The organism is Polynucleobacter sp. 39-46-10 (assembly GCF_002282275.1).
The window spans coordinates 1-26,544 of the sequence record NZ_NCJB01000013.1 but is presented as its reverse complement, the minus strand read 5'-3'; the positions used below and the strand labels follow the sequence as shown (position 1 = coordinate 26,544).

Genomic DNA, 26,544 nt, shown 5'->3' with positions numbered 1-26,544 from the left:
AAATTACAAAAGATCTTTATTTTTTAAATAAAATTCCTCATAAGGATATTGAACCTCATCCTCTAACAATTTTTTTACTCGCTTATCAAACATTCCCTTGTACCCGCCAAACAGAATGTCTTTATATTTTTGTTTTTTTATAAAATTACGATTAAATTGAGAAGCAGTTCTGATGCCCTTAACATACCCACCATCTGTAACGTCAGAGTGGATATTGTCAATTAGCGCAATTTCAATATCTACTATCTCACGATTGAATTTTTCATGATATCGCCAATAGAAGTCACCATCCTCCTCACCAAGCCCTAATAAACGCTCATCAAAGAAGCCAACATCAATCACCTCTCTTTTGCTCACTACGAAATGGGAAAAACTCCCGTTGATAGTAAAAGTTTCTGGGGCCGTTTGAAGAGCTAATTCAAAATTATCAAAGAAAGATTTTTCATCTTGAGTGAGAATCTTCAGGTCATCATTCAAAATTAATACACACTCACTCGTTGATGCAAGAACGCCCCTATTCCACATTTTTGCCAGTGACTGAAACACCGGAAATACCATTGGATAGACCTTATCGTGCCGCGCTAGATACTGAAATAATTTTGATCTATAGTTCTGGTTAAAATCTGCATGCGCTGGTCCATTCACAGTCAGAATGATTTCTACATTAGGCCGCATAGCTCTAATGCTATCAATCAGTGGAATTAAATCGCTTTCGAAGCGTTTATCAAAGGTAGTTATTACAATGGAATACTTCATATCGGTATTTATAGGGTAGGGTTTATGACTGAAATTCGAGTTTCCACAATAGGAGCGCCTGGGGACTACAAATCTGGCCTTATTCCCGCAATTTGCAAGAGCTTAGGCTATCAAATCCAATGGGTAAAACCCAAGGACTGCGAGCTTCTAATTATCGGGCCTTTTGAGAATATGGGCAAAAAGAAATTGGGTTGGTGCCCAAAGCCCCTTAGACCGCTTATGGGCGATTTTCAGCAACTACTGGTAAGACAACTTGGCCAAAGAAGCTCACGCCCCCTAACGCTCTTTCAAACTGGCGAAAATATTCGCCCTGATCATGTTGAGGCAGACTATTCCATTTCATTTGATCTGGGAATTTCAGGCTCTAGACACTTTCGAATGCCATACTGGATGGAGATGGTTGACTGGTCTGGCGAAGGGGTTGTAGGCAATCATAACCCCCGATATGGCCGACTTTTAGATCTTGATTGCCTAATGCAACCTTTGGGTGATCACTTTCTTAATCGCCCTCAGATTGCCGCAATCTTTGCATCACACCTACGTGAACCTAGGAACACCCTTCTCAAGGCCGTCAAAGCACAAATTGAAATCAAAGAATTTGGAATGAGTTTCAATCCCAATATTAAGAATCACCTAGAAAGTGGAATCATCAAATACGATGAGCTGCAGAATTTTGCATTCAATCTTTGCCCAGAGAATGGCATGTTTCCAGGCTATTACACTGAAAAAATTCCAGAGGCATTTATGGCTGGCTGCCTACCCATCACTTGGGCCGATGACAATGTACGAGTAGATTTCAACCCAAATGCTTTTATTAACCTAGCCCCCATGTCGGCCAATGGGTTTTCAGAGCTAGGCAATCTTTTGCACTCAAGGGATGCCCTCTCCAGATTCTCCAGTGAGGCGTTACTTACCAACCGCCCCACCCTCGATCCTCTTAAGCATTTCCTTCAAAATCTCATTAAAACAGCTTTAAGTTAATGCTTAGGAAACCAAGGGGTGGCGCTAAAGCGCCTATCTAATATCCGAGAAATTGATCGCACTAACTTGGTACAACCTTTTACTGGGGTGCGCTCAGGCCTGTCATCAATAGTCGATTGAACGCGCGTGATGTCTACTGGGTAGGGTCTCACAGCTAAGAAATCTAAGCCATGTTTTTGATAATGCTCTAAAAAGTGGTCGACTGGCTCATAAATATCTGATGAGGCCTCAATCAAGGTCTGAGCCACCTCAGGTTTTAGTAAATAAGCAGTTGCTCCTACAGCATCACCAATGTTTCTCACCAATTGAATGTTATTCAGAGTCTCTATTGGCTGAGATGGCACTTCATATAAGCCCTGAAGTCTTACAAATGACCATGCGGATGGAGAGTTCAGCAGGGCGACAAGAGAGCCCTCGAAATCTGGGCTCAGAATGAAATCATCCTCTAAAACTAAGGTAGGAATATTTTCTTTTACGCAGCGCTTCCACGCTTCTTTATGGGAAAGGTAGCAACCAATTTCATTCGGAGTTAAAAAATATCCTTGCAGTCTTTTAACTTTTTTCGCCTTATATTCAACCGGCGGCGACTTAAGGCTCGACCCATCAACAGCATCTAAAAACTCCCAAGGAATGGATATTTTTTTCATCTCTTGCTGAACTTTTGTTCGACGATCAAGTGATCGAGCAAGTGAAATCACTAGAATCTGAATGGGTGGTCGAGGAGAATTCATATAAAAGAATTTATAAGTAATGTATTGATTAAAAATAGCTCTGTATCAAACGTCCTAAGCGTTTCGTCTTTTTCAGCGCACGAGATAAAAACGATTTGGTTGAGCCGCCGTGATCCATACTTAAATCCCAGCTCGATTGATAAATTACCCCCAAATAATTTGCCGCTAACTTTTTGAGTGTTTCACCATTTCGTCGCAATAAGAAATAGTGCCAGTCATAGTAATAAATGCGGAACAACTGCTCAATAGGGTGCAGGGGGATTGCCTTAAAGTTAAGTAAAGCCTCAAGATAAAGCAGTGTTTCTGGATGCTGGGCTGTATTGATGTCCCATAAAGTCATCCCTTTGGGTTTTAAAAAATTATCATCCAAAGATTTCCATACTTTGCTAGACCAAATAAAGGGTGGGCATGGGCAGTAGTAGTTTGGCCCAGACCGCCCAAAAATAGCTTTAACGTTATCCGCCTCAAGACTGAGCTCACCAAGCACTCTGGCCTGACCCCGATTAATCGCAAGCTGGTAGTAGTCTTTATTTTGATATATGACTGTATACGGATTTCCATCACTTGCCATAAAGTCTGACACATGAAAATCTTTGATAAAAATACAGTCTGAATCTAAGCAAACATAATTTTCGGACAAACCCAAACGCCAAAATTCAGACTTAATAGTTTGTTGCGATAGCCCACCCGATCTGGTTGTTTCTATTCCAGTAGGAACTCGAGGATTAGATGCAACGATTGACTCATCCGAAACCCATTGATACCCACTAATATCGCCCAGTATGGCAAGCACTTCTAGCTTCTGCTCTTCCGGGGTGGAAATATAAAATGGCATTCCATCAACATTATGCTGATTAATTGACTGCACTAATTTTTTGAGCCGTAAAAAATCTTTTCGGTAAGATTTACAGTAAAGGGCAATTTGGTTCAAATGATTTCCTCTTTGCAGCTTTATTAAATACGACGTTTCTGCACTTCAGTGAGAATTGTATTCACTGCTTGATCCACCCCAATTGGCTTCCAGGTGGGCTGTATTAGTTGCTTACCCTTCCAATCTAACCAAATTTTCTCTAAAGCCAACTCAATCGCCCCTTCATCCACCTGTGGACTAAGGTAAGCTCCACGATCAAGCAGCATCTGATCTAACTGTGGATTTCGGTGAGTAATCCCCCAAATCGGACGCCCCGTCCAAAGGTAATCGTAAAACTTGGATGGGATATATTCAGCGCACCATTCATCGTTACCATGCAATAAGATCAATACATCGGCGGCTTGCATTTTTTCAGCCACCTGCTCGCGACCTGATTTACTGGTAGCAGGATCTCGCTCTAAACGCCCATGTGCTAGTAAAACATCCTCAAAACCCAATTGTTTGATAGCGTCTATCGAGAGCGAATCTAGAGGCGCGCCATAAGCATGCACTCGAATCTGATCTCGGGCTTCTGGATATTTTCTTAGCAAGGGGACTAAGGCCTTGAGAATCGTTGAAAGTGAGCGGTCATTCGCCAAAGAACCGAAATGGCATAAATTCAGTTTCTCTGTGTATCGGTGTGATTGATTGGCATTCAGACTTCCAGGCGGTTCAGCACCCGGGGTCACTACAAAACCATGTGCATTCTTAGGGGTATTGAGATTAGGATTGCGCACCTTAGCGTAATGCAAGGCACCATCAGTAAACCACCACACTTTATCGGAAAACTGAGTAAGTTGATTTTCTAGATAGTGACGAAAACGGGCATCGCGATTTTTAGGCTTTTCAAAACCCTGATCTTCGGGGCTTTTGCGAATGACTAAAGGATCATGCACCTCAGAAATCAACTCAATACCCGTTGCCTTTTTTAACCAAACTCCTGTAAGGTGTGCAGACCATGCGCTACCTACCGAGAAAACAACATCGACTTTTCCGGCACGTATTAAGCGCCATCCATGAAAAAAAGCAGGTAATGTCCAAGACCACTGGCTAGAGTAACCCAGCAACAACTTTTCAATTGCAATCAATGGTGAAAGCAATAATGAAACTGTTCTGGTTGTGAATTTATAAATAAAGCCTCGGCCATACTTATTGGCCACCCAGTGTCGAAAGTCAAAACGGAATCCCGAGGGACCCCAGGCAATGAACTGGTAATGCGGAAAGCGCTGGTCTTTAATTCCGGTAATTGCACTAAAAACAATTGGTTCGATTCCGGCCTCAAGAAGATAGGGAATCTTATCGGTGATGGTCAAGCTCGCAGCACGCCCATCCATATTGAATGCGTGGGTCAAGATAAGCCAACGCTTCTTATCGGTCACAGAGGGTAGCTGAATGGTGCTTTGAGAGCTCAAGAGCTATATCCGATCCAACTAGTTACCAGCAACAATAGACATGACAGCCATACGAACTGCGATACCAAAGGTAACTTGATTCAGGATAACCGACTGGGAACCATCCGCTACAGCGGAATCAATTTCTACACCACGATTCATAGGACCCGGATGCATCACGATGGCATCCGATTTAGCCAAAGCTAAACGGCTAGGTGTTAAGCCATACTGGTTAAAGAAAGCATCTCCCTCTGGGACCTGTCCTGCTTCCATGCGCTCCTTTTGAATACGCAAGGTCATGACAACGTCGACACCTTTAAGCCCCTCTTCCATGCTGTGGAATACCTTCACACCCAGCATATCAAGGTCGCTTGGTAGGAGGCTTTCAGGGCCAATTGCACGAATATCCGTACAGCCTAATGTTCGTAAAGCGCAGATATTTGATTTGGCAACTCTGCTATGCACAATGTCACCCACGATAGCGACCTTCAAACCACTAAAATCTTTTTTGAAGTGGCGCATCGTGTACATATCTAACAAGCCTTGTGTAGGATGCTGGTGACTACCATCACCGGCATTGACTACGTGAACATGTGCAGGAATATGTTGAGCGATCTCAATAGGCGCCCTTGAAACACTATGACGCACCACAAAAATATCTGCCTGCATAGCCACTAAGTTATCAATCGTATCCAAAAGACTTTCGCCTTTTGCGGTAGAAGAAGTAGAGATATCTAAATTAATGACATCTGCCGATAAACGTTTAGCAGCAATCTCAAAAGTAGTTCGAGTTCGGGTGGAGTTTTCAAAAAACAAATTAAATACACTTTTACCGCGCAAGAGTGGCACTTTCTTCACCTCTCTCGCAGGGTCTGTCACGCTAACAAATTGTTGTGCAGTATCGAGAATATGGAGGATTTGCTCTTTTGGCAAACCTTCCAAGGTCAGTAAATGGGTTAAATCGCCAGCAGCATTGAATTGATTGACCGGGTCATTTGCTGAGCTATTCACCGAATTATTCACTCCACTCATTCCGCACGCTCTTCTAATTGGAAGCTGAACTTGCCAGCATCATCTTTTTCTAAAACCAAAAATTGATTCTCTGGAACATTCACTGGTTCTCCTACAAAATCGGCTGAAATTGGCAACTCACGATTCTCACGATCTGCCAAAACCATCAATTCCACTTGCGCAGGTCTACCAAAATCAAACAACTCATTAAGTGCCGCACGAACCGTACGACCAGTCAGCAATACATCATCAATCAAAATCACGTTTGCGCCATTCACCTCAAAAGGAAGATGGGTGGACATGGTGCTGGCTGTTCGAAGCGCTGTCATACCCTTCTCGGCATAATCATCTCGATGAAATGCCACATTAATTACACCAAAGTGGGGAAGATTTAAGTCTGCGGCTAAACGCTCTGCAATCCAGGCCCCACCCATCGCAAGACCAGCTAATTCAAATGAATCACCAGCCATTTTGCGCTGACTCAAAGTCTCTAGTAATTTCAGATAGGACTGCTCTGCATTCATCTCAACTAATCCAATTCTTCTCAAGAAAATACTGCTCCAAAATTAAGGCCGCAGACTGCGCATCCAAATTGTCTCGCATGTCTGAATTTCCCTCTAAAACAGCCGAGGTATAGCGCTCATCCACCCACTCCACCGGCAAATGAAAGCGTCCATGCAGCTGATTGCCAAAGCGGCGAGCCTTGGCACTCATTTCATGCTCGGTACCATCAGGGTGACAAGGTAAGCCGACTACTAGGCGATTGGGCTGCCACTCCTTCAAAAGCCCCTCAATGACTTTGAATGCAGCATCGCTAGATGACTCTGCGATGGTTTTAATGGGTTGCCCCAGGCAAGTAAGGGTATTGCCAACAGCGACACCAATACGTCGCGTCCCGAAGTCAAAAGCCATGATGGTCAACTCTGCGCGCTTCCTGATTTCCTCAGGCATGCCCTGCCTCACCAGATAGATGCGATGGATCAAACCCCAAAATACTCATTGTCAGCTCATAGCGCTTGCTAGAGGGAGTATTAAAAATAATCTCAACCATTTGCTTCTGGGACAGGGGAACATTGATCCAGCCATTGAGGGTAATCTCCTCTTCAAGCTGGCCTGCACTCCAACCCGCATAACCCAAGGTCATTAAAAAATTGCTGGGTCCAGAACCTGTTGCCACGGCCTCAAGCACATCCTTGGATGTTGTCATGGTCAAACCGCCCGGAATAGCTAAGGAAGAGCTGTAAGCTGCCTCTGTGGTGGGCTCATGCAAGACAAAACCACGCTCGATTTGCACTGGACCACCAAAATAGACCGGTTGTTCAGATACTGGCTCAACCTCTAGCTTGACCTCAATTTTCTCAAATAAGGCACCCATATCCAGTTCAGTCGGGCGATTGATCACCAAGCCCATCGCACCCCGTTCGGTATGCTCAAAAAGATAGATAACTGAACCCGCAAAATTGGGATCAACCATCCCAGGCATGGCAATTAGGAATTGGTTTGCCAGATGATCAGCAGAATAAGCAATTGAGGACCCAGCAGCAGAAGCTTGGGAAGTCTGGGTGGGCGTTGTAGCTTGACCCACAGGGGCTTTTTTAGCCATGTTCATGTAGGTTTATTTTACCGAATTCTCTGCTCCAGTTAGATCTTTCCAGTGATCCAGTAGGCCAAAAGACCAATAAGCTCATGCATCACCTTATTCCAATTTTGGATACCATCTTCCAAATCAAACCTAGCCCAGCGTAATTGATGTCCCGTTTGGTAATCCACAGGAATAGGAATTACCGCAATCCCTTGTTTTTGGAAAATTTTTACTGATCGGTACATATGTGATGCCGAAGTAATCAGCAGCCAAGGTTTTGGAGGTGTATCAGCTTCTTTGGCGTTCTTATCCCCCAACTCCAAGATCATGGGTTTTATCAACACCACATTTTCATAGGTATTGCGGGATTGATTTTCATAATGGGCATTTTTGTCTGGCAAACCCTGCTCAGAAACCAATTGCTTAAAGGCATCCGCCTCGGACATGCCGACCGCTGATAGGCGCCCAGAAAAGCCAGTAAAGATAAAAGGTAGATCGGGATACTTGCGAATCAGCTCAAAAGCTTTGGTGACACGTTCAGCCGAAGAGTAAATGGACACCTCACCCCGATCCAGAGCAATTTCACCACCCTCAATCGCCCCACCTAAAATAATGATTCCACCAAAGTCCGCCTCGGGCATCTGCGCAAGCTGAACCTTAGGGATACTATCTTCAAGAGCCCTTAAAAAGACCTCAGAAGTTGGCAACCAACCAACCAGCAGTAAGTCCGCCAAAGCTAAAAGCAAAAATCGTTTACAAAGATAGGGTTTTTTAAGACTCAAAAATAACAAACTGAGGGCCACAAAAACGATAACCCAGTTGAGAGGCTCAATGCAAAACTGCACAATCTTAGAGAAAATAAAAAATAAAGTATCCATAAATTAGCAATCTATTAATAAGCAGAATATTACTCGCAAGCCAAGCGAGTCGGCCTAATTAGCCCTAATATAGGGGCTATGAAAAAAGCTCTCGTTTGGCTCCGCCGTGACTTACGCCTGTATGACAATGCCGCACTTCATCATGCCCTAAAAAATAATGCCCAAGTTTGGCTAGCGTTCATCTTTGATACCGCTATTCTTGATCCGCTCAAGGCTGAAGATCTTGATACAAACGGCCTCAAACATGATCGCCGCGTTGACTTTATATGGCAAGGTCTCAAGCAAATCGATGAGCAATTACGCAAACAAGGTGGCGGACTGATTGTTCAATTTGGCAAGCCCACCATATGTATTTCGAGGATTGCAGAGACTTTGGGTATCAATACCGTTTACACCAATCATGACTACGAACCATCAGCAATTGCCCGCGATGCCTCTGTAGCAAGATCACTAGAAAAAATTGGTATTGAATTTGAAACCTTTAAAGATCAAGTCATCTTTGAGAAGAAAGAAATTCTCACCAACTCCAATACTGTCTTCTCAATCTTTACGCCCTATAAAAATAACTGGCTAAAGACCTTACAAGAAAAAGATATTGCCGCCTATGATTGTGATCCTACAAAGGATCAGTTAAGCGCCATCCCTAAATCATTGCAGACTCCCTTTCCTTCTCTAGAATCCATGGGCTTTAGTCCGACCGGGATCGAAACTTATCTCCCACCAGGGTCAGAAGGTGGTCAGAGTTTCTTGGAGGACTTCCTCCATCGCATCGATCAATATCAAATCGGTCGAGACTTTCCAGCAATCAAAGGCGTAAGCTATCTATCCACACACCTTCGCTTTGGCATGCTCTCAATTCGAGGCTTAGTACGCGAAGCCCATCGCCGCATGCTTGCTGGCAGCATGGGGGCAACGATCTGGTTAAGCGAACTGATCTGGCGTGATTTTTATTTCATGATTCTGGCTAATCACCCGCGCCTTGCTGAGGGCGCAGCCTTCAAACCAGACTACGATAATATCGAATGGGAAAGTGGTGCCACTGCTAAGAAATTATTTAAAGCTTGGTGTGATGGCAAAACAGGTTACCCATTAGTGGATGCCGCTATGTGCCAACTCAACCAAAGTGGATACATGCATAACCGCCTACGCATGGTAGTTGCCAGCTTTCTTACTAAAGATTTGGGAATTGATTGGCGCTGGGGCGAAATGTATTTCGCCAAACACCTCAATGACTTCGAACTATCTTCCAACAATGGTGGATGGCAATGGGCCTCCTCTTCAGGATGCGATGCGCAGCCCTACTTCCGTATCTTCAACCCCATTACCCAATCACAGAAGTTTGATCCTGAGGGAAAATTTATCCGTCGCTACTTGCCTCAACTAGAAAAGCTCTCCAAGAAATCCATTCACGCACCCTGGGAAGCTGGCCACATTGAACTAGAAGCAGCCGGCATTCTGCTGGGGCGTGACTATCCCCTACCGGTTGTTAATCATGATGAGGCACGCAAAAAGACCTTAGTGCGCTATAGCGTGGTTAAAAAGGTCAGCCCAGAATCTGTAGCCGATTAACTTATTGAAAACTCTGACGCTTTCCGATTTAAGATAGGGCATGAGCAAAATCTATGCCGTAGGTGATATTCAAGGGTGCGCGCCATCTTTGAAAGCGCTCGTTAAAAAACTTCCCAAACAGTCTAAGATGATTTTCTTGGGAGATCTCGTCAATCGCGGCCCCGACTCTTTAGGCACCTTACGTTATCTAAAGCAATTGCAGGAAGAGAAACGCATCGAGTGCATTCTCGGAAATCATGATTTGCACTTACTCGCAGTAGATGCCGGGATCCGAAAAACTAAAGGGCTGGATACCGTACAACCCATTCTAGATGCCCCCGATAGAACTGAATTAATTCATTGGCTACGCCATCGACCGATGGCATTAAGCAATGGCAAAGTATTAACCGTCCATGCGGGGGTTATGCCCCAATGGGATCTTCAGCAAACAATTGAATGCGCGCAAGAAGTAGAAAAAGCGCTTCGCAAAAAATCCTATAAAGATTTTTTAGCGAATATGTATGGTAATACTCCAAACAAGTGGAGCAACTCCCTGAAGGGATATCAGCGTTTACGCGTCATTACCAATGCACTGACCCGCATTCGTTTTTGCACTCCCACAGGCACCATGGAGTTTGAAAGCAAGGAAGGTTTTGAAGATGGTCCGAAGGGCTACATACCTTGGTTCAAAACCCCCAAGAGAAAAACGCAAGATTCCCTAATTTACTTTGGGCACTGGTCAACCCTAGGGCTACTCCAACACGAGAATGTCATTGGACTCGATACAGGCTGCGTTTGGGGTGGCAAGCTAACTGCCATGGAAATTCCAGAATCAGGTATGCCGAGCAAGAAGCTAGAAATCATCCAGGTGGCTGGTTATGACCATCCACTCAGGATGTAATGCCTGCTAGCAGCCCTTTGCTAAGAAATTTCTTAGAGCTTCTTAAAGGCGGTTTTTGCTGCAGCGATGATATCTTCTAACACCGCATTGTCATGAGTAATAGAGGTAAATCCAGCTTCATATGCAGATGGTGCTAAGTACACGCCTTGATCTAGCATCAAGTGGAAGAATTTCTTAAATGCTTCGATATCAGTTTTAGTCACCGCCTCAAAAGATGTTGGAACTTCATTGGCAAAGTAAAAGCCGAACATACCGCCAACGCTATCAACAGCAAAAGGCACACCAGCTTCATCAGCAGCAAGTTTTAAACCAGCCATGAGCTTTTCAGTTTGGCCAGTCAAGCACTCGTAGAAACCTTCTCTAGAAATAATCTCCAAAGTCTTTAAGCCTGCGGCTACGGCTACTGGGTTACCTGACAAGGTACCTGCCTGATAAACGTTACCCAGCGGAGCTAGCTTAGACATGATTTCTTTTTTACCGCCAAAGGCAGCCATCGGCATCCCGCCGCCCATGACCTTACCAAGACAAGTCAGGTCAGGCGTAATGCCTTGTAGCGATTGAGCACCACCCAATGCAACTCTAAAGCCGGTCATAACTTCGTCGTAAATTAATACACTGCCATGCTGGCTAGTCAAATGACGCAATCTCGATAAAAATTCTTTTGAGGGTTTAATGAGATTCATATTGCCAGCAAAAGGTTCAATAATTACCGCGGCAACCTGATCGCCCTGCTTCTCAAATACTTCCTTGAGCGCTGCCACATCGTTATATGGCAATACCAAAGTATGCTTCACTAGATCGTGCGGCACACCACCAGATGATGGTGCATTTTGAGTCGAATCCGCAAAGGTTAAGAGGCCAGAACCTGCTTTAACAAGAAGGCTATCAGCATGACCGTGATAGCAACCCTCAAATTTAATAATGAGATCGCGCCCTGTATAGCCACGTGCAAGACGCAAAGCACTCATCGTCGCCTCGGTACCGCTCGACACCATACGAACTTGCTCGATGCTAGGAACTAACTGGCAGATACGTTCTGCTAACTCAATCTCACCTTCGGTAGGAGCGCCGTAGCTAAAGCTGGTTTCTGCGGCCAGCTTGACCGCTTCAACTACTTCTGGATTTGCATGGCCCGCAATCATGGGGCCCCAAGACATAATCAAATCAATATAGCGCGTACCTTCGGCATCCCAGAAATAAGGGCCTTTAGCTTTAACAACAAAACGTGGGGTACCGCCCACCTGACGAAAAGCACGCACTGGGGAGTTCACACCCCCAGGAATTGTTTTTTGTGCACGCTCAAATAAGATGTCGTTTTGTCCCAAGATACTTTTCCTGATTTTGCTAATTAGTCTAAATAGTATTTAAGTAATTCGATCGATTAGATCGCCATCATTTCAAAATCTTCTTTGCGTGCACCACATTCAGGACAAGTCCAGTTCATAGGCACGTCTTTCCAAAGCGTGCCCGGTGCAATACACTCTTCCGGTAGGCCAGCAGCTTCGTCATAAACCCAACCGCAAATTAAACACATATATGTTTTAAATTCCATCGCCGTCTTCCTTATACATTTTTTATTTTAAATCCGCTGTAGCATCGCGTTTTTGATGCATCTCAAACTTAAACAGCCTGCATTCCAGCGGGCCATTAAATAAAGGGGTACGCTTAGATTCCTTAATGCGCAACTGCCCTGGTAAGGCCATATCCGCCGTTAATACAAAGACATTCCAGCCACCGAAAGCATCCTTGAGGTGCTGGCCAAACTGTCTCAAGAACTCCACAAACTTCGGATCCTGTTCTTCTTGGACTTGTAACTTTTTGAGAGACTCACGACTAGAGCGTTTAGCGCTCTGACGACCCGTCTCCAGGTTAAAGGCATAGCGATCTTCTGGCTCTTCAGCCTGCTCATAAGAGTCGCGCTCCATATCGCCTCCCGCAGTGCGATCTTGGCCTCGTCCACCCTTGATCACTAAGCGCTCACCATAAGGGGGATTCAATAGCATCACACCATCTTGAGCATTTGCAGGTGGCTTGCTAGCTAAAGCATCGATCTGACGAGTCACCGGCAGGCCCGGTAACTGAGCACGCTGCCAATTACCTTTAAATATGGCCACTAGGCGCTCATTAATATCGCCACCGCTAATGCCTAAAGATTCTGAATCTGGGAACTGTTTACGCCTCTCTATCATGTCAGCATGTGCAGCGTCTTTCAGAGAGCCCCAGCGTTTTTGCTCAGCAGCCTCGTTAAATGGCTTGAGTCGTTGAAACCCAAAGCCATGAGCAGAAGTCACTAACGGACGATAGGCCAAACGGCTTGGCTTCACATCATCGCCATATATCCCTGCCCGAATAGCTCCCGGCGGAATAGCCAAAGCCATTTGTGCAGCCTCAATTAAAAAGGTTCCACTACCGCACATCGGATCAAATAAGGTTTGCGAAGGTTTCCAGCCAGTAATTGAGAGGATGCCTGCTGCGAGATTTTCTTTTAAAGGCGCATCACCTTTTTCATCACGCCAACCACGTTTAAATAAGGCCTCACCAGAAGTATCCAGATAGACAGTGGCATGCGTTGCAGTCAGATGGGCTTGTACACGTACATCTGGAAATGCGGTATCAATACTTGGACGGTCGCCAGTGACATCGCGGAGACGATCAACAATCGCATCCTTAATCTTCAGGGTTGCGAAATTCAGACTCTTGAGCGGGGAGCGATGCGCAGTCACATCAACGCGCAGAGTTTGTTTAGAAGAAAACCACTCCTCCCACGCCAAACCACTGGCCAGCTTATATAAATCTTCTTCCTGGCGGTATGGCGATTCAGCCATCTGTAACAGTACTCGGCTTGCAATCCGTGAATGCAGGTTCAAAGCCATCGCAGCAGATATTGGCGCTGCCAAACCCACTCCACCCGTAGGGCTAGTAGGCGTAGGATCAATCACCCAAGCACCCAGGGCTTTACAGTCCGGACGCTGCGCTATGCTTGCTAGCTCTTGTGCAAGAGGTACTTCTAGTCCACCTGGACAAACAACAAAAAATCTCATGAGGCTAGCAATCTAAAAAAGGGTGAAATAAGAATAATTAAACAATTCTTCGGAAATCGGCGTTAAGGCTTGATCACGACTAACGCAGTCACAATCAACAGAAGGATGACGGGCACTTCGTTAAACCAGCGATACCAAACCCCAGAACGCGTATTAACACCATTGCGGAACTTTTTAAGCAAGCTCCAGCATGCATGGTGATAACCGATGACCAAGATTACAAAGAAAAATTTGGCATGCATCCAAACCTCTCCGGCACCAATCTTGAAATGCAACCAGAGGGTCAAGCCCAGCAAGACTGCTGGAATAGCCAAAATGGTCATAAAGCGAAATAGACGATTGGCCATTCCTAGAAGACGTTCGGACACCTCTGGATTTTTCTCATCTGCCAGATTTACAAAAATACGTGGGAGATAAAACAAGCCTGCAAACCAAGAGGCAATCAAAACAATGTGAAGGGTCTTGGTCCATAAATATGCATTGCCCATGATGAATAATTTCCGTTCTGTAATGAAACTAGATTAAGTACGAATCTCGCCATGACCCATGACGATGTATTTAAGAGAAGTCAGACCATCTAAGCCCACAGGGCCGCGGGCATGTAACTTGTCATTCGAAATACCAATCTCTGCACCTAGACCATACTCAAAGCCATCGGCAAAACGAGTGCTGGCATTGACCATCACGCTGGCACTATCGACTTCACGTAAGAATCGATTAGCTTGCGCTGGATTATTGGTAATGATGGCATCGGTATGTTTGCTGCCATATTGTTCGATATGGCCCATTGCCTCATCCATATCCGCAACAGTCTTAATTGACAAAATCGGTGCCAAATATTCTGTTTGCCAATCTTCTTCCGTGGCATTGACTAAGTCTTTAAAACCCGCTGCTTCAAGAGTGCTTTTGGTTTGCCCATCAACGCGCAACTCCACACCCTTGTCTTGGTAGATCTTACAAAGGGCCGGTAATACTTGAGGTGCAATAGTTTTATTGACCAACAGTGTTTCCATTGCATTACATGGTGCATAGCGCTGGGTCTTCGCGTTATCGCAAACCTTAATTGCCATTGCGACATCCGCATCAGCATCAATATAGGTATGACAGATGCCATCCAAATGCTTAATCATCGGCACGCGCGCTTCCGCCATCAAGCGGGCAATCAGACTCTTACCGCCTCGAGGCACAATCACATCGATATATTCAGTCATGGTGATCATTTCGCCAACAGCGGCGCGATCTGTAGTTGCCACAACCTGCACAGCATCCATGGGTAAATTGGCCGCATCCAAACCTTCTTGAATCAATTGAGCTAACAAGGCATTTGAATCAATAGCTTCTGAGCCGCCGCGCAAAATCACCGCATTACCCGATTTGAGACACAGTGCAGCAGCATCAATCGTCACATTAGGGCGAGACTCATAAATAATGCCGATCACACCGAGTGGCACACGCATCTGACCAAGCTCAATACCGGAGACTTGCTTTTGTAAAGGCGTAATTTTTCCAATCGGATCTTCTAGCGAAACAATTTGTTCCAAACCCAAGGCCATAGACTCAATGGTCTTTGGCGTCATGGTGAGGCGATCAATAAATGCAGCGTCTTGACCATTCGTTTTGGCACGAGCAACATCGAGCGCATTTACTCTCTGAATTTCCTCAGAGCGCTCACGAACCAACTTTGCGATATGCAGTAGCGCCTGATTTTTCTTTTCGCTTGATGCCCGCGCCATTGCGCGTGAGGCTTGACGAGCACGTCGGCCAATATCTTGCATCATCTGCTGAATGCTATTTGTTGAGTTACTCATATCTTTGTTGTGTCTAAATTAATTTTGTTATGTCTAAGCTTTAATCTTCACCCTAGATTCATCTAGCGTAATAAATTACCCACCAAACGCAAGCCATCCCAAGGATCTGCTGGCAATTCCGCTGCATGCAATCCTTTAGCCTGACGATCTAAACCTGCAGCCACCTGCATCGCTCTGCGCAACTTCAAAGGTTGCACCCGTTTTAAGGCCATCGGATATAAACGCTCTTTGTTGCCCCAGATTCGGTTTGCACGCATTAAGTTCTGAACTGATTCCCCAGCATCACTTGCTGCCTTCAGTTTCGATAGTATCCGAAGCTCTTCAGTTACGCTCCACAGAATCAAGACCAAAGGCTCGCCCTCACCTTTCAGACCATCTAACATGCGATTGAGGCGTGGCAGATCGCCAGCTAACATCGCCTCGGTCAACTCAAAGACGTTATAGCGAGCCACCTTCAAAATAGCAGACCGAATTTGCTCCTCAGTTAATACGCCTGCAGGATGCAACAAACCTAGCTTCTGAATCTCTTGGTGAGCTGCAATGAGGTTTCCCTCTACCTGCTCAGCAATGAAGGCTAAAGCACGCTGCCCATCTGGACCTGACTGAACTTCTTGGCCTTGCTTCTTCAGGCGCCCAGCAATCCATTGCGGTAATTGCGTACGATCCAAGGAATCCAATTGAATGGCCATACCTGCCTCATCCAAAGCAGTAAACCAAGCAGAGGTTTTGGTCTTGCCATCCAATTTAGGCAGGATGATGCAAAAAATCGTATCTGGGCCCTCAGGCCCTACTGACTGAGACTCAATTTGGGCAGAGAACTGCTTCAGCGCATCAGCACCATCACGCCCAGGTTTACCTGTTGGTATGCGCAGCTCAACCCAGCGCTTATCTCCAAATAAAGACATGGTTTGGCCGGCACTTAATAAAGCACTCCAATCAAACCCACGCTCTTGTAATAAGACTTCACGATCGGTGTAACCCATTTTTTTAGCAGTGGCACGCAATTGGTCCATTGCCTCCATCATGAGAAGAGGCTCATCACCACTAAAAATGTAAAGGGGCTTTAAAGAAGCCGCCGAATTAAGTGACTTCAAATGAACCTGAAGGGCATCACTCTTAACCATGCGATTGGATCGTCATTCTTTAAAAGCTTTTAGCCCGTGGTGCTCGTGCAGATGCAGCAACACGACGCAGAATTTGTACTGCAAGATCTCGACGCATCAAAGATAGAAATTGTTGCATTTGGACATCGGTCGCCAAAACAGTAGATACCGAGAAGTCCATATCGCGAGTCATGTAAATCTCCGCTTCAGGTACGACATCCGCCCCAGCATTGTCATAGGCCCTAAACCCAACACGCATACTTAAGCGATACGCAGAGATCTGACCATTGGAGTTATAGGCCAAGATCTCACGACCATTGAGATCACTAATAATTTCTAAAATGAGGTCAGCATCTTTAGGATTGATAGCCACCTTCGCATCAGTACCAGTCAAAATTGCTGTCTGTAGGTCTGTTCTTAGGGGTGGCGATGGGCTACCCGTAATCGCAATCACTTTAAAAGGCAAATCGACCATGCCACGTAAACGATAGCCACAGGCAATCAAACCACTGACTGGAGCGAAGGCCATAAACCCAAGCAAGGTACGTCGAAGTTGATTTACGGGCATGTGTTTAGTTTCTATTCAAAGTAATTTGCAAGGATCTAAGCAACAATATTGATTAAGCGACCTGGCACCACAATCACCTTTTTAGGGGCTGCACCGTTTAATGCCTTCACAGCAGGCTCGCTTTGTAATGCCAAGGCCTCAATTTGCTCTTTGGTCGCATCGGCAGGCACACGTATATCGCCACGCAATTTGCCATTAATTTGCAACATGATGGTCAACTCCGCTTGAATCAGCGCAGCTTCATCTACTACAGGCCATGGCGCATCTAAAAGCGTGCCAAATGATTGATCGCACCCAATCTCATTCCAGAGAGCATGCGTCAAGTGAGGCACGACTGGATAAAGCACCCGAATCAAAATACTTAAACACTCACGCAATACAGCAGGTCTCACTGCAGTCTTATCGCCTAATTTCACGGGCTCTAAGACGTTCAACATTTTCATTGCCGCAGAAACCACCGTGTTGTACTGACGACGCTGATAATCAAAGTTCGCCTGCTTCAAAATACTGTGTACTTCACGACGCAATTCTTTTTCAGCATCATTTAAATCGCTTGGCAATGCTTCACTAGCAGCACGAATTGCATCAGCCTGGCGGCTGGAATACATCCACACGCGGCGCAAGAAACGCGAGGCACCCTCTACACCAGCACTAGACCACTCCAGCTGCTGCTCAGGAGGAGCAGCAAACATCACAAAGAGGCGCGCAGTATCGGCACCGTATTGATCAATTAAAGCTTGAGGATCAACGCCATTGTTCTTGCTCTTAGACATCTTCTCGACGCCACCAATAATGACTGGTGTACTAGAAGTATCACCTTTCAGCCTAGCGCTTTGAGGACGACCTTTGTCATCTAGCTCGAGCTCTACATCTAAAGGATTTAACCAAGTCTTTTTACCGGAGGCTTCTTCGGAGTAATAAGTTTCATTGAGCACCATGCCTTGCGTCAACAAGTTTTGGAAGGGCTCATCAAATGTAATGAGATTGAGATCACGCATGACCTTTGTCCAGAAGCGCGCATAGAGTAAATGCAAAATCGCATGCTCAATACCGCCAATGTATTGATCCATTGGCATCCAATATTCATTACGCTCATCCACCATGGTCTTCGCATCTGGACCGGTATAACGCATGAAATACCAGGAAGAATCGACGAAGGTATCCATCGTGTCAGTCTCACGGCGAGCTGGCTTGCCACATTTTGGACATTTCACATTGAGGAAGTCAGCACGTTTATTGAGTGGGTTACCGCTTCCATCTGGCACGCAATCTTCAGGCAGTACTACTGGTAAATCTGCTTCAGGAACTGGAACTGCGCCGCAACCAGGATTGCGCTCATCACCACAATGAATAATCGGAATTGGGGTTCCCCAATAACGCTGACGAGAGATGCCCCAATCGCGCAAACGGTAAGTGGTTTTAATTTCACCAATGCCCATCTTTGCTAAATCTTTAGCTACCGCATCAACTGCCTCTTCATACGATAGTCCATCGTACTTACCGCTATTGAGACAAACGACATCATCCTTCTGGGCATACCAATCTTGCCAATGGCTAGTGTTGAACATATCCGATGGTGTACGTAAAGCAATCACTTGCTTAATCGGTAAGTCATATTTAAGGGCAAAGGCAAAGTCGCGCTCATCGTGTGCAGGCACGCCCATGACAGCGCCATCGCCATAAGACATCAAAACATAATTACCAACCCAAACTGGTACTGGCTCATTAGTCAGCGGATGTGTCACATATAGACCCGTGAACATCCCCTCTTTTTCTTGAGTAGCTAGATCAGCTTCAATCACGCTACCTGTTTTGCATTTCTCGATAAATGCAGCTAACTCAGGATTATTGGCGGCCGCCAATGTTGTCAATGGATGCTCTGCAGCGACTGCGCAGAAAGTAACACCCATAATGGTGTCAGCACGCGTCGTAAATACATACAACTGACCATCTTGAACAAAATTACCATGCGCATCAGCAATCTCGTGCTTGAATGCAAAACGCACGCCACGACTTTTGCCAATCCAATTCTGCTGCATAGTCTTGACGCGCTCAGGCCAGCCTAAGCCATCCAAGCCGGAAAGTAGCTGCTCTGCATAAGCGGTGATATTGAAGTAGTAGCCTGGAATTTCACGCTTTTCTACCAAAGCGCCTGAGCGCCAGCCGCGCCCATCAATGACCTGCTCATTTGCCAAGACGGTTTGATCGATTGGATCCCAATTGACGACTTGGGTTTTGCGATAAGCAATACCCTTTTCAAGCATCTTTAAAAAGAGCCATTGGTTCCAGCGGTAGTAGTCTGGACTACAAGTAGCCACTTCGCGCGACCAGTCAATTGCCAGGCCCATCGCCGCCATTTGCTTTTTCATATAAGCAATGTTGTCGTAGGTCCACTTAGCTGGCGGCACTTTATTCTGAATCGCTGCATTTTCAGCGGGCATACCAAATGCATCCCAACCCATTGGCATGAGTACGTTATAGCCCTGCATGCGCAACTGACGCGCCATCACATCATTGATGGTGTAGTTACGAACGTGACCCATATGCAACTTACCGGATGGATAAGGCAGCATAGAGCAGGCGTAGTATTTTGGTCTTGGCTTACCGGAAGCATCTACTGCGCTCTCAGTAACTTGATAGGCTTGTGCGCTTTCCCAATCAGCGCGTGCTGCAGCCTCAATACTGCGGTAATCGTAATCCTTACTCATTCAATACAACTCTTTTCTTCTATTCTGATTTAGTTCGCCGATTTACTTCACTTACTTACGCAGGCCAAGAACATCTTGCATGTCATACAAACCAGAGTTTTGTCCTTGCAAGAAACGCGCAGCGCGCAACGAACCTTGCGCATAAGACTGACGGCTTGAAGACTTATGGCTAATCTCAATGCGCTCGCCCTCACCTGCAAACAAGACAGTGTGATCACCCACAATATCTCCACCACGAATAGTGGCAAAACCAATCGAGCCTGCTTTACGCTCACCCGTATGACCTTCGCGGGCATACACCGCAACATCGTCTAATTTCTCACCAAGCGCATCAGCAATTACTTCACCCATTCTGAGTGCGGTACCTGATGGAGCATCTACCTTATGACGATGATGAGCTTCAACGATTTCAATGTCGTAACCTTCGTTCAACATCTTGGCAGCAATCTCTAGCAACTTAAATGTCGCATTGACGCCCACACTCATGTTTGGAGCAAATACGATTGCCAAATTTGCAGAAGCTTTCTTCAGGCTACCAATTTGTTCTGGACTCAGACCGGTAGTACCGATAATCATTTTGCTGCCCGTCTCTTGCGCCACAGCCAAGTGAGCCATCGTGCCTTCCGGGCGTGTGAAATCAATTAAAAACTCAGCGCCACTCAAGGCTTTCGCAATATCCGATGTAATTACTACGCCAGTTTTCTTTCCTAAAAATGCACCAGCATCTGCACCTAGCAAAGGGCAGGACTCATGCTCAAGTGCACCAACAAGCTCAGCATCCGTGCAATTGAGTACAGCCTCGATCAACATTTTTCCCATGCGGCCGGTTGCACCAGCAATTGCGATTTTCATCATTTGTATCTTCGTTTCTTATTCAAGGTTGTCGAAAAAAATCATTCGACATCAATACAACTTTATCTTTATTTAACTTCACTAGCCTGCGGAACGTTGAGGGCGCCAGGGCCTAACTGTTGAGGCACAGGCTGAGCGTCTGGCGATTTTTTTGAAAAGCTAAAAAAGTCCCAGAAAGAACTACTAGCGGGAGCCACAGGGACGGGTGCGCCGGCCGGCAAATTATCTGTTGGACTGGGTACTAGTAATTCAGGTTGCTGCAATAGTGGTGTCACGGGAGGCTTATTAGATCCAGTCATCACATCCCAGAATGAGCGTTTGGTTTTTGCATAGCCATCAATCTCAGCAACCAACTCAACCTCTGTTGGCAAGGCATCGCCTTGAAATTTGACCAACTTATCGCCTTCAAAAAAAACGCTAACGCGACGCTCTTTTCCCATCACTTGGCCGGAGCGTTTGAATTCGAAAACGTAATCCCAGCGATTGGCGTGGAAATAACTAGCTAGCAAAGGTGTACCCAGAATCTGACGAACTTGCTCGCGACTCTGACCCTCTTTTAACTTGGCATATTGCTCACTTGAAATAAAGTTGCCCTGCACCACATCAGGAACATATGGTCTAAAGACTTTATTCATCCACGCGCGTTGCGTGTCATCAACGGCACTGGTGCAGCCTGTAGCGATCATTACTGAACTCACTGCAGCAATGATTAATCCCGTCCGAGCGAGGTCAAAAACCCCAAAAATGGAGTTCAATAGACGGGTAAAAAGTTGAGGGCAATTTTGCATGGCAGGCCGTATCATTAAGACATTGATTTTAGCTCCCAAACCCATGAATATGAACCAAAACCCAACTCCGGCAGATTTACGCGACATTGGCCTTAAGGCGACTGGTCCACGCATGAAAATCTTGGACTTTTTTCATCAAAATGGCGGCACTCACTTTAGCGCTGAAGATGTCTTTATGGCCTTAGCCAAGGAAGATAAAGAAATTGGTTTGGCTACAGTTTATCGGGTGCTAACCCAGTTTGAGCAAGCAGGCCTCTTACTCCGCAGTCATTTCGAGTCCAGCAAAGGTGATGGCAGGGCTATTTATGAGCTAAACGAGGGTCAGCACCATGACCACTTGGTCTGCCTAGACTGTGGTCATGTTGAGGAGTTTGTTGATGAGGCAATCGAGAAAAGGCAGCGTGATATAGCCAAAAACCTGGGTTTTAAGCTTCAAGAGCACTCTTTAGCGATGTACGGCCACTGCCAAAAGAAGAATTGCCGCAATAAGCCAAAGCCCTAATTTAGGTAGATAAGATCAGATAACGTAAAAAGACCTCAATTGAGATCTTTTTACATCGAAATGAAGATTTTAAGAACTTTTAGCCTTAAAAACCTACTTAACTACTTACTTTACAGCCATCAGCGCTTCAGCGGCATTGAGCATTTGGACTGAATAACCCCACTCGTTGTCATACCAAGCCAACACTTTGACCAACTTACCATCCGATGAAACGCGAGTCTGGGAAGCGTCATAAATACTTGGGCGTGGATCGTGATTGAAGTCGATGGAAACCAAAGGCAGGGTATTGAAACCCAAAATACCCTTCAATTCACCTTCGCTTGCTGTCTTGAGAATCGAGTTGATCTCATCCACACTCGTAGCACGGCTAGCCATAAACGTTAAATCCACAACAGAAACGTTAATGACGGGCACGCGCATTGCAAAACCATCAAAGCGCCCTGCTAAAGCTGGCAATACCAAGCCAACTGCTTTTGCAGCACCTGTCTTCGTTGGAATCATGCTGGTCACAGCAGAACGCGCACGGCGCATATCCTTGTGATACACGTCGGTCAGCACCTGATCATTTGTAAATGCATGAATCGTGGTCATCAAGCCAGACTCGATACCAATCTTTTCTAGCAGTGGCTTAACCAATGGAGCTAGACAGTTCGTGGTGCAACTTGCATTAGAGACCACGACATCGCTTGGCTTGAGAACTTGCTGATTTACACCGTAAACAATTGTTGCATCTACGTCTTTTTCACCTGGAGCAGAGATCAATACCTTCTTCGCACCTTGAGAAATATGCACCATGGCTTTTTCTTTGGAAGTGAACTTACCTGAGCACTCAAGCACTAAATCCACACCCAACTCACCCCAAGGAGTTTCCAAAGGATTACGAGTAGAGAACATCTTGATGCGATCGCCATTGACCACCATGCAATCACCATCTACTTTTACTTCAGCAGGAAAACGGCCATGCGCAGAATCATATTGCGTCAGGTGCGCATTGATATCGATATCACCCATCGCGTTAATTGCCACGATCTTGATATCACGTCTTGGCTTGCCATTCACTTGATCTTCATACAAAGCACGCAAGACCATACGACCAATACGACCATAACCATTAATTGCGACACGAATTGTCATTTAATTCCCCTTGCTCATTTTGAATTCTTAAATAAATACCTTGCTTCTGATTTTTTCTATTTCTTTGCGATGCATTGCTTCACTGTTTTTGAGATCTGATCCACAGTCAAGCCAAAGTATTCATAGAGCACAGGTGCTGGCGCAGATTCACCAAAGGTATCAACGCCATGCACTGCTGCACAACCATACTTCCACCAGAAATCACTCACACCCGCCTCAACAGCAATGCGTGGAATATCAGCCGGCAATACATTTGCTTTGTAAGCAGCATCTTGTTGATCAAAGACTGTGGTTGAAGGAATAGAAACAACACGAATACCTAAACCATCGCCCTCCAAACGTTCTGCCGTTTGTAATGCCAGGGCAATCTCAGAGCCGGTAGCGATAATCACTGCATCAATCTTGGATTTTTTTGGATCACGTAAAACATATCCGCCACGTGCAATATCTTTTACTTGCTGACTATTACGCGACACAAATGGGCAGTTTTGTCGACTGAAGATCAACGCGCTTGGGCCATGCTTGCGTTCAATCGCAGCACCCCATGCAACGGCACTCTCAGTGGTGTCACATGGGCGCCAAACCATCAAATTCGGAATGAGGCGCAAGCTCGCTACATGCTCAACAGACTGATGGGTTGGGCCGTCCTCACCCAAACCAATAGAGTCATGCGTAAAGACAAAGATGCTACGTAATTTCATCAATGCAGCCATACGCAAGGCATTGCGACTGTAGTCAGAAAAAGTTAAGAAGGTTCCACCGAATGGGATATATCCACCATGCAAAGCGATACCGTTCATGATGGCGCTCATGCCAAATTCACGAACACCATAGTTGATGTGATTACCCCATTGGTCAGCACGTACAGCCTTGCATGAAGACCAGTTAGTTAAGTTGGAGCCTGTTAAATCGGCAGAGCCGCCCATGAACTCTGGTAATGCTGGAGCTAAAGCCTCGATGGCATTTTGACTCGCCTTGCGAGTAGCAATCGTTTCTGCTTTGGTTTCGCAAGTTTTTAAATAAGCATCTAAAGTTTTGGAGAAGTCTTTAGATAAATCACCTTGCATACGGCGCTGTAATTCAGAAGCCAGTTCTGGATATTTATTTTTGTAGGCTTGAAATTCTTTATTCCACTCATGCTCAGCAGCTTGGCCACGTTTCTTGAAATCCCAAGCATCATAAATATCTTTCGGAATTTCAAACGGGGCATACGGCCAGTTCAATGCAACACGGGTTGCAGCAATTTCAGCTGCGCCCAATGGGGAGCCATGCACCTTATCGCTACCAGCCATATTGGGAGAGCCTTGACCGATTGCCGTCTTACAACAAATTAATGTTGGCTTGTCACTCTTCTTCGCTTTGGCGATTGCGCTAGACACAGCCTCTGCATCATGGCCATCCACATCGCGCAGAACATTCCAACCGTAAGCCTCAAAACGCTTTGGCGTATCTTCGTTAAACCAAGAAACTACTTTGCCATCAATCGAGATGCCATTGTCATCCCACAGTGCAATCAGTTTATTGAGTTTGAGTGTGCCGGCCAATGAACAGACTTCATGACTGATACCTTCCATCAAACAGCCATCACCTAAAAATACATAGGTGTAGTGATCAACAATGTCATGACCAGGGCGATTAAATTCTTCTGCTAATAATTTTTCAGCCAATGCCATGCCAACTGCATTTGAAATCCCCTGGCCTAATGGACCAGTAGTAGTTTCTACACCGGGAGTAATTCCGTATTCCGGATGGCCAGCAGTTTTACTGTGCAATTGACGGAAATTTTTCAACTCACTCATCGGCAAGTCATAACCAGTCAGATGCAATAAGGAATACAACAACATCGAGCCGTGACCATTTGATAAAACAAAACGATCGCGATTCATCCAATGCGGATCTGTTGGGTTATGTTGCAAATGCTCATTCCAAAGACCGACAGCAATATCAGCCATACCCATTGGCATTCCAGGGTGACCGGAATTGGCTTGTTGAACTGCATCCATAGATAAAGCACGAATGGCGTTTGCCATACGAATTTGAAGGTTTGACATCGTAAATTGGGTCTCTAGGAAATTAATTGGCTATATTTCAGTAATGCCTCAATTTTATCTTCCCGGCCCATGGGAAAACCAAAAGCCAAATACCCTCACCCCTGAGCTTGCACATCACTTGCGCGTCCGTCGTATCCAAGTCGGTGAATTCTTTCCCATCTTTGATGGCAATGGCCAGGTTGCAAAGGCCAAACTCCTTTCCCTGAGTAATAAATCTGGGGAAGCAGAGTTGAGCGATATTCGCCAAGATACCCATCGTGAGAGCCCCTACGCCATTACCTTGGCTCAAGGTCTGGCTGGTGGCGACAAGATGGATTGGATCGTTGAAAAGGCCATAGAGACCGGTGCTCAAGTCATTGCACCGCTCCAGTGTGAGCGCTCAGTGATTAAATTGACCCGTTCTAGTGATGCTGAGCGAGCTCAAAAACGCCTTTTGCACTGGGAGGGCATTGTTCAGGCAGCCTGCGAGCAATGTGATCGTACGGTCTTAGCTACAGTAGAACCGATACAAAGTTTTGAAAGTTATCTACAGAAGCCACAAAAAGCTGAACTTAAACTACTTTTAAGCCCAGATACTGATAAAAGCTTGTATTCAGTATTAATTGAAAGTCCACCGCAGGATGTTATTTTGATGATTGGGCCCGAGGGTGGACATTCTCCAGAGGAAGAGGCGCAAGCGCAAGCTACTGGATATCAGATTGTTTCTCTAGGGGATCGGGTATTGCGAACTGAGACTGCTGGAATTGTGGCAATTAGTGCTGTTCACAGTATTTGGGATCTAGAAATGCAAAATCGCCTCAAATAGAGACGATTTATGCTGTTTAACTACCTTACTGCTAAGTTAGTTAAAACGAGTTATTAAGCAAAAGAGTAAAACACGCGGTACGGTGTGCGACGCTCAGACCAGAAGTCCACAGCATCACGGAATACGTCCAATAGAGTTTCGCGTGCTTCTTTATCAAACTTCTGAGTACAAGGCAGACCTTCGAGTACCACTACAAATCCTGGCTGTGGGCCTGATTTATCTACAGTCGTTGTTAAAGCATCCAATAAAGGATCGAAATTCTTCGCCTGCTGCTTGGTAAATGTGTAAGCAATTGCAATCGCTTCCAACACTTCGCCTTTAGTCATAGCATTTGCACAATTAGCATAAATGAAATGCTGGCCAAGCTCAGTAGCCGCTTCCTGAAGGTCAGGAGTGCGGAAAGCACGGATAGATTGCACGATATTAGGGCGCACACTGCGCAACATTGCCGGCGGTCCGGCATCGCGAACGGCCAAAGCGGCACGCCAAGAAGCT

27 protein-coding genes are annotated in these 26,544 nt (G+C 45.6%); 5 read left to right on the top strand and 22 right to left on the bottom strand.

Annotated elements, in window-relative coordinates:
- Nucleotides 1-3: 3 nt before the first annotated feature.
- A complete protein-coding gene (locus tag B7X71_RS02505) occupies nucleotides 4-756 on the bottom strand; it encodes a glycosyltransferase (RefSeq protein WP_293600168.1) in 753 nt (250 codons plus the stop codon).
- Nucleotides 757-975: 219 nt separating this feature from the next.
- Between B7X71_RS02505 and B7X71_RS02500 the strand changes: the two genes are divergently transcribed.
- A complete protein-coding gene (locus B7X71_RS02500; RefSeq protein ID WP_293598214.1) occupies nucleotides 976-1,737 on the top strand; it encodes a glycosyltransferase family 10 in 762 nt (253 codons plus the stop codon).
- On the opposite strand, the gene B7X71_RS02495 is transcribed toward B7X71_RS02500, so the two are convergent.
- The 8 genes from B7X71_RS02495 to B7X71_RS02460 form a co-directional block, all read right to left on the bottom strand.
- Nucleotides 1,734-2,468: a glycosyltransferase family 25 protein gene (locus tag B7X71_RS02495; protein WP_293598215.1), complete on the bottom strand. Its 735-nt coding sequence runs from the start codon at nucleotides 2,466-2,468 to the stop codon at nucleotides 1,734-1,736. The genes B7X71_RS02500 and B7X71_RS02495 overlap by 4 nt on opposite strands.
- Before the next feature lie 28 nt (nucleotides 2,469-2,496).
- Nucleotides 2,497-3,399: a DUF6492 family protein gene (locus tag B7X71_RS02490; RefSeq protein WP_293598216.1), complete on the bottom strand. Its 903-nt coding sequence runs from the start codon at nucleotides 3,397-3,399 to the stop codon at nucleotides 2,497-2,499.
- A 23-nt stretch (nucleotides 3,400-3,422) separates the two neighbouring features.
- Entirely contained in the window at nucleotides 3,423-4,790 is a 1,368-nt protein-coding gene (locus B7X71_RS02485) for a hypothetical protein (RefSeq protein ID WP_293598217.1), read from the bottom strand.
- Nucleotides 4,791-4,808: 18 nt separating this feature from the next.
- Entirely contained in the window at nucleotides 4,809-5,801 is a 993-nt protein-coding gene (locus tag B7X71_RS02480) for an aspartate carbamoyltransferase catalytic subunit (RefSeq protein ID WP_293598218.1), read from the bottom strand.
- Entirely contained in the window at nucleotides 5,798-6,304 is a 507-nt protein-coding gene (pyrR, locus tag B7X71_RS02475) for a bifunctional pyr operon transcriptional regulator/uracil phosphoribosyltransferase PyrR (protein ID WP_293598219.1), read from the bottom strand. Before pyrR ends, B7X71_RS02480 begins: the two co-directional genes overlap by 4 nt.
- Before the next feature lies 1 nt (nucleotide 6,305).
- Nucleotides 6,306-6,731 (bottom strand): Holliday junction resolvase RuvX, encoded by a 426-nt coding sequence (gene ruvX / locus B7X71_RS02470; RefSeq protein ID WP_293598220.1) that lies wholly within the window; start codon nucleotides 6,729-6,731, stop codon nucleotides 6,306-6,308.
- Entirely contained in the window at nucleotides 6,724-7,308 is a 585-nt protein-coding gene (locus tag B7X71_RS02465; RefSeq protein ID WP_293598222.1) for a YqgE/AlgH family protein, read from the bottom strand. Before B7X71_RS02465 ends, ruvX begins: the two co-directional genes overlap by 8 nt.
- Nucleotides 7,309-7,421: 113 nt before the next feature.
- Nucleotides 7,422-8,240 carry a YdcF family protein gene (locus B7X71_RS02460; protein ID WP_293600167.1) on the bottom strand — a complete coding sequence of 273 codons (819 nt, stop codon included), beginning with the start codon at nucleotides 8,238-8,240 and terminating at the stop codon, nucleotides 7,422-7,424.
- 78 nt (nucleotides 8,241-8,318) lie between these two features.
- On the opposite strand from B7X71_RS02460, the gene B7X71_RS02455 reads away from it, so the two are divergent.
- Both B7X71_RS02455 and B7X71_RS02450 read left to right on the top strand, forming a co-directional pair.
- The gene (locus tag B7X71_RS02455; RefSeq protein WP_293598819.1) at nucleotides 8,319-9,809 is read left to right on the top strand and encodes a deoxyribodipyrimidine photo-lyase; all 1,491 of its coding nucleotides are present in this window, start codon (nucleotides 8,319-8,321) and stop codon (nucleotides 9,807-9,809) included.
- A gap of 40 nt (nucleotides 9,810-9,849) precedes the next feature.
- Entirely contained in the window at nucleotides 9,850-10,689 is an 840-nt protein-coding gene (locus B7X71_RS02450; RefSeq protein ID WP_293598820.1) for a symmetrical bis(5'-nucleosyl)-tetraphosphatase, read from the top strand.
- Between the two features lie 32 nt (nucleotides 10,690-10,721).
- Here the strand turns inward: B7X71_RS02450 and hemL are convergent, their stop codons facing one another.
- From hemL to B7X71_RS02400, 10 genes are all read right to left on the bottom strand, one after another.
- Nucleotides 10,722-12,014, bottom strand: a complete 1,293-nt coding sequence (hemL, locus tag B7X71_RS02445; RefSeq protein WP_293598821.1) for a glutamate-1-semialdehyde 2,1-aminomutase — start codon at nucleotides 12,012-12,014, stop codon at nucleotides 10,722-10,724.
- A 56-nt stretch (nucleotides 12,015-12,070) separates the two neighbouring features.
- The gene (locus B7X71_RS02440; RefSeq protein WP_293600166.1) at nucleotides 12,071-12,241 is read right to left on the bottom strand and encodes a rubredoxin; all 171 of its coding nucleotides are present in this window, start codon (nucleotides 12,239-12,241) and stop codon (nucleotides 12,071-12,073) included.
- Nucleotides 12,242-12,263: 22 nt separating this feature from the next.
- Entirely contained in the window at nucleotides 12,264-13,730 is a 1,467-nt protein-coding gene (locus B7X71_RS02435) for a THUMP domain-containing protein (RefSeq protein WP_293600165.1), read from the bottom strand.
- Nucleotides 13,731-13,792: 62 nt separating this feature from the next.
- Nucleotides 13,793-14,218: a CopD family protein gene (locus tag B7X71_RS02430; protein WP_293600164.1), complete on the bottom strand. Its 426-nt coding sequence runs from the start codon at nucleotides 14,216-14,218 to the stop codon at nucleotides 13,793-13,795.
- Nucleotides 14,219-14,251: 33 nt separating this feature from the next.
- Nucleotides 14,252-15,538: a glutamate-5-semialdehyde dehydrogenase gene (locus B7X71_RS02425; protein WP_293600163.1), complete on the bottom strand. Its 1,287-nt coding sequence runs from the start codon at nucleotides 15,536-15,538 to the stop codon at nucleotides 14,252-14,254.
- A gap of 62 nt (nucleotides 15,539-15,600) precedes the next feature.
- The gene (holA, locus tag B7X71_RS02420; protein ID WP_293600162.1) at nucleotides 15,601-16,662 is read right to left on the bottom strand and encodes a DNA polymerase III subunit delta; all 1,062 of its coding nucleotides are present in this window, start codon (nucleotides 16,660-16,662) and stop codon (nucleotides 15,601-15,603) included.
- A 19-nt stretch (nucleotides 16,663-16,681) separates the two neighbouring features.
- On the bottom strand, nucleotides 16,682-17,209 hold the full coding sequence (gene lptE / locus B7X71_RS02415) for an LPS assembly lipoprotein LptE (RefSeq protein ID WP_293600161.1): 528 nt from the start codon (nucleotides 17,207-17,209) through the stop codon (nucleotides 16,682-16,684).
- Between the two features lie 35 nt (nucleotides 17,210-17,244).
- Nucleotides 17,245-19,917, bottom strand: a complete 2,673-nt coding sequence (gene leuS, locus B7X71_RS02410; RefSeq protein WP_293600160.1) for a leucine--tRNA ligase — start codon at nucleotides 19,915-19,917, stop codon at nucleotides 17,245-17,247.
- 51 nt (nucleotides 19,918-19,968) lie between these two features.
- Nucleotides 19,969-20,769, bottom strand: a complete 801-nt coding sequence (gene dapB / locus B7X71_RS02405; protein ID WP_293600159.1) for a 4-hydroxy-tetrahydrodipicolinate reductase — start codon at nucleotides 20,767-20,769, stop codon at nucleotides 19,969-19,971.
- Between the two features lie 68 nt (nucleotides 20,770-20,837).
- Nucleotides 20,838-21,524: an outer membrane protein assembly factor BamE gene (locus B7X71_RS02400; protein WP_293600158.1), complete on the bottom strand. Its 687-nt coding sequence runs from the start codon at nucleotides 21,522-21,524 to the stop codon at nucleotides 20,838-20,840.
- A gap of 76 nt (nucleotides 21,525-21,600) precedes the next feature.
- Here B7X71_RS02400 and fur point away from each other — a divergent pair, with 76 nt between their 5' ends.
- The gene (fur, locus tag B7X71_RS02395) at nucleotides 21,601-22,059 is read left to right on the top strand and encodes a ferric iron uptake transcriptional regulator (RefSeq protein ID WP_293600157.1); all 459 of its coding nucleotides are present in this window, start codon (nucleotides 21,601-21,603) and stop codon (nucleotides 22,057-22,059) included.
- Between the two features lie 105 nt (nucleotides 22,060-22,164).
- On the opposite strand, the gene gap is transcribed toward fur, so the two are convergent.
- The gene (gene gap, locus B7X71_RS02390) at nucleotides 22,165-23,193 is read right to left on the bottom strand and encodes a type I glyceraldehyde-3-phosphate dehydrogenase (protein WP_293600156.1); all 1,029 of its coding nucleotides are present in this window, start codon (nucleotides 23,191-23,193) and stop codon (nucleotides 22,165-22,167) included.
- A 56-nt stretch (nucleotides 23,194-23,249) separates the two neighbouring features.
- Nucleotides 23,250-25,244, bottom strand: coding sequence for a transketolase (gene tkt / locus B7X71_RS02385; RefSeq protein ID WP_293600155.1), 1,995 nt, complete (start codon nucleotides 25,242-25,244; stop codon nucleotides 23,250-23,252).
- 43 nt (nucleotides 25,245-25,287) lie between these two features.
- Between tkt and B7X71_RS02380 the strand changes: the two genes are divergently transcribed.
- Nucleotides 25,288-26,049: a 16S rRNA (uracil(1498)-N(3))-methyltransferase gene (locus B7X71_RS02380; RefSeq protein WP_293600154.1), complete on the top strand. Its 762-nt coding sequence runs from the start codon at nucleotides 25,288-25,290 to the stop codon at nucleotides 26,047-26,049.
- Nucleotides 26,050-26,102: 53 nt separating this feature from the next.
- Here the strand turns inward: B7X71_RS02380 and B7X71_RS02375 are convergent.
- Nucleotides 26,103-26,544: barstar family protein (locus tag B7X71_RS02375; RefSeq protein ID WP_293600153.1), on the bottom strand; the 442-nt coding region annotated here is incomplete at its 5' end.

Bases quoted from the DNA above. Each gene is read 5' to 3' on its own strand.
- lptE (WP_293600161.1), bottom strand. From the start codon at position 17,209: ATGCCCGTAAATCAACTTCGACGTACCTTGCTTGGGTTTATGGCCTTC.
- pyrR (WP_293598219.1), bottom strand. From the start codon at position 6,304: ATGAATGCAGAGCAGTCCTATCTGAAATTACTAGAGACTTTGAGTCAG.
- holA (WP_293600162.1), bottom strand. From the start codon at position 16,662: ATGGTTAAGAGTGATGCCCTTCAGGTTCATTTGAAGTCACTTAATTCG.
- B7X71_RS02450 (WP_293598820.1), top strand. From the start codon at position 9,850: ATGAGCAAAATCTATGCCGTAGGTGATATTCAAGGGTGCGCGCCATCT.
- B7X71_RS02455 (WP_293598819.1), top strand. From the start codon at position 8,319: ATGAAAAAAGCTCTCGTTTGGCTCCGCCGTGACTTACGCCTGTATGAC.
- B7X71_RS02430 (WP_293600164.1), bottom strand. From the start codon at position 14,218: ATGGGCAATGCATATTTATGGACCAAGACCCTTCACATTGTTTTGATT.
- ruvX (WP_293598220.1), bottom strand. From the start codon at position 6,731: ATGCCTGAGGAAATCAGGAAGCGCGCAGAGTTGACCATCATGGCTTTT.
- B7X71_RS02500 (WP_293598214.1), top strand. From the start codon at position 976: ATGGGCGATTTTCAGCAACTACTGGTAAGACAACTTGGCCAAAGAAGC.
- B7X71_RS02505 (WP_293600168.1), bottom strand. From the start codon at position 756: ATGAAGTATTCCATTGTAATAACTACCTTTGATAAACGCTTCGAAAGC.
- B7X71_RS02495 (WP_293598215.1), bottom strand. From the start codon at position 2,468: ATGAATTCTCCTCGACCACCCATTCAGATTCTAGTGATTTCACTTGCT.
- tkt (WP_293600155.1), bottom strand. From the start codon at position 25,244: ATGTCAAACCTTCAAATTCGTATGGCAAACGCCATTCGTGCTTTATCT.
- B7X71_RS02435 (WP_293600165.1), bottom strand. From the start codon at position 13,730: ATGAGATTTTTTGTTGTTTGTCCAGGTGGACTAGAAGTACCTCTTGCA.
- B7X71_RS02440 (WP_293600166.1), bottom strand. From the start codon at position 12,241: ATGGAATTTAAAACATATATGTGTTTAATTTGCGGTTGGGTTTATGAC.
- leuS (WP_293600160.1), bottom strand. From the start codon at position 19,917: ATGAGTAAGGATTACGATTACCGCAGTATTGAGGCTGCAGCACGCGCT.
- dapB (WP_293600159.1), bottom strand. From the start codon at position 20,769: ATGAAAATCGCAATTGCTGGTGCAACCGGCCGCATGGGAAAAATGTTG.
- B7X71_RS02460 (WP_293600167.1), bottom strand. From the start codon at position 8,240: ATGGATACTTTATTTTTTATTTTCTCTAAGATTGTGCAGTTTTGCATT.
- B7X71_RS02425 (WP_293600163.1), bottom strand. From the start codon at position 15,538: ATGAGTAACTCAACAAATAGCATTCAGCAGATGATGCAAGATATTGGC.
- B7X71_RS02480 (WP_293598218.1), bottom strand. From the start codon at position 5,801: ATGAGTGGAGTGAATAATTCGGTGAATAGCTCAGCAAATGACCCGGTC.
- B7X71_RS02380 (WP_293600154.1), top strand. From the start codon at position 25,288: ATGCCTCAATTTTATCTTCCCGGCCCATGGGAAAACCAAAAGCCAAAT.
- gap (WP_293600156.1), bottom strand. From the start codon at position 23,193: ATGACAATTCGTGTCGCAATTAATGGTTATGGTCGTATTGGTCGTATG.
- fur (WP_293600157.1), top strand. From the start codon at position 21,601: ATGAATATGAACCAAAACCCAACTCCGGCAGATTTACGCGACATTGGC.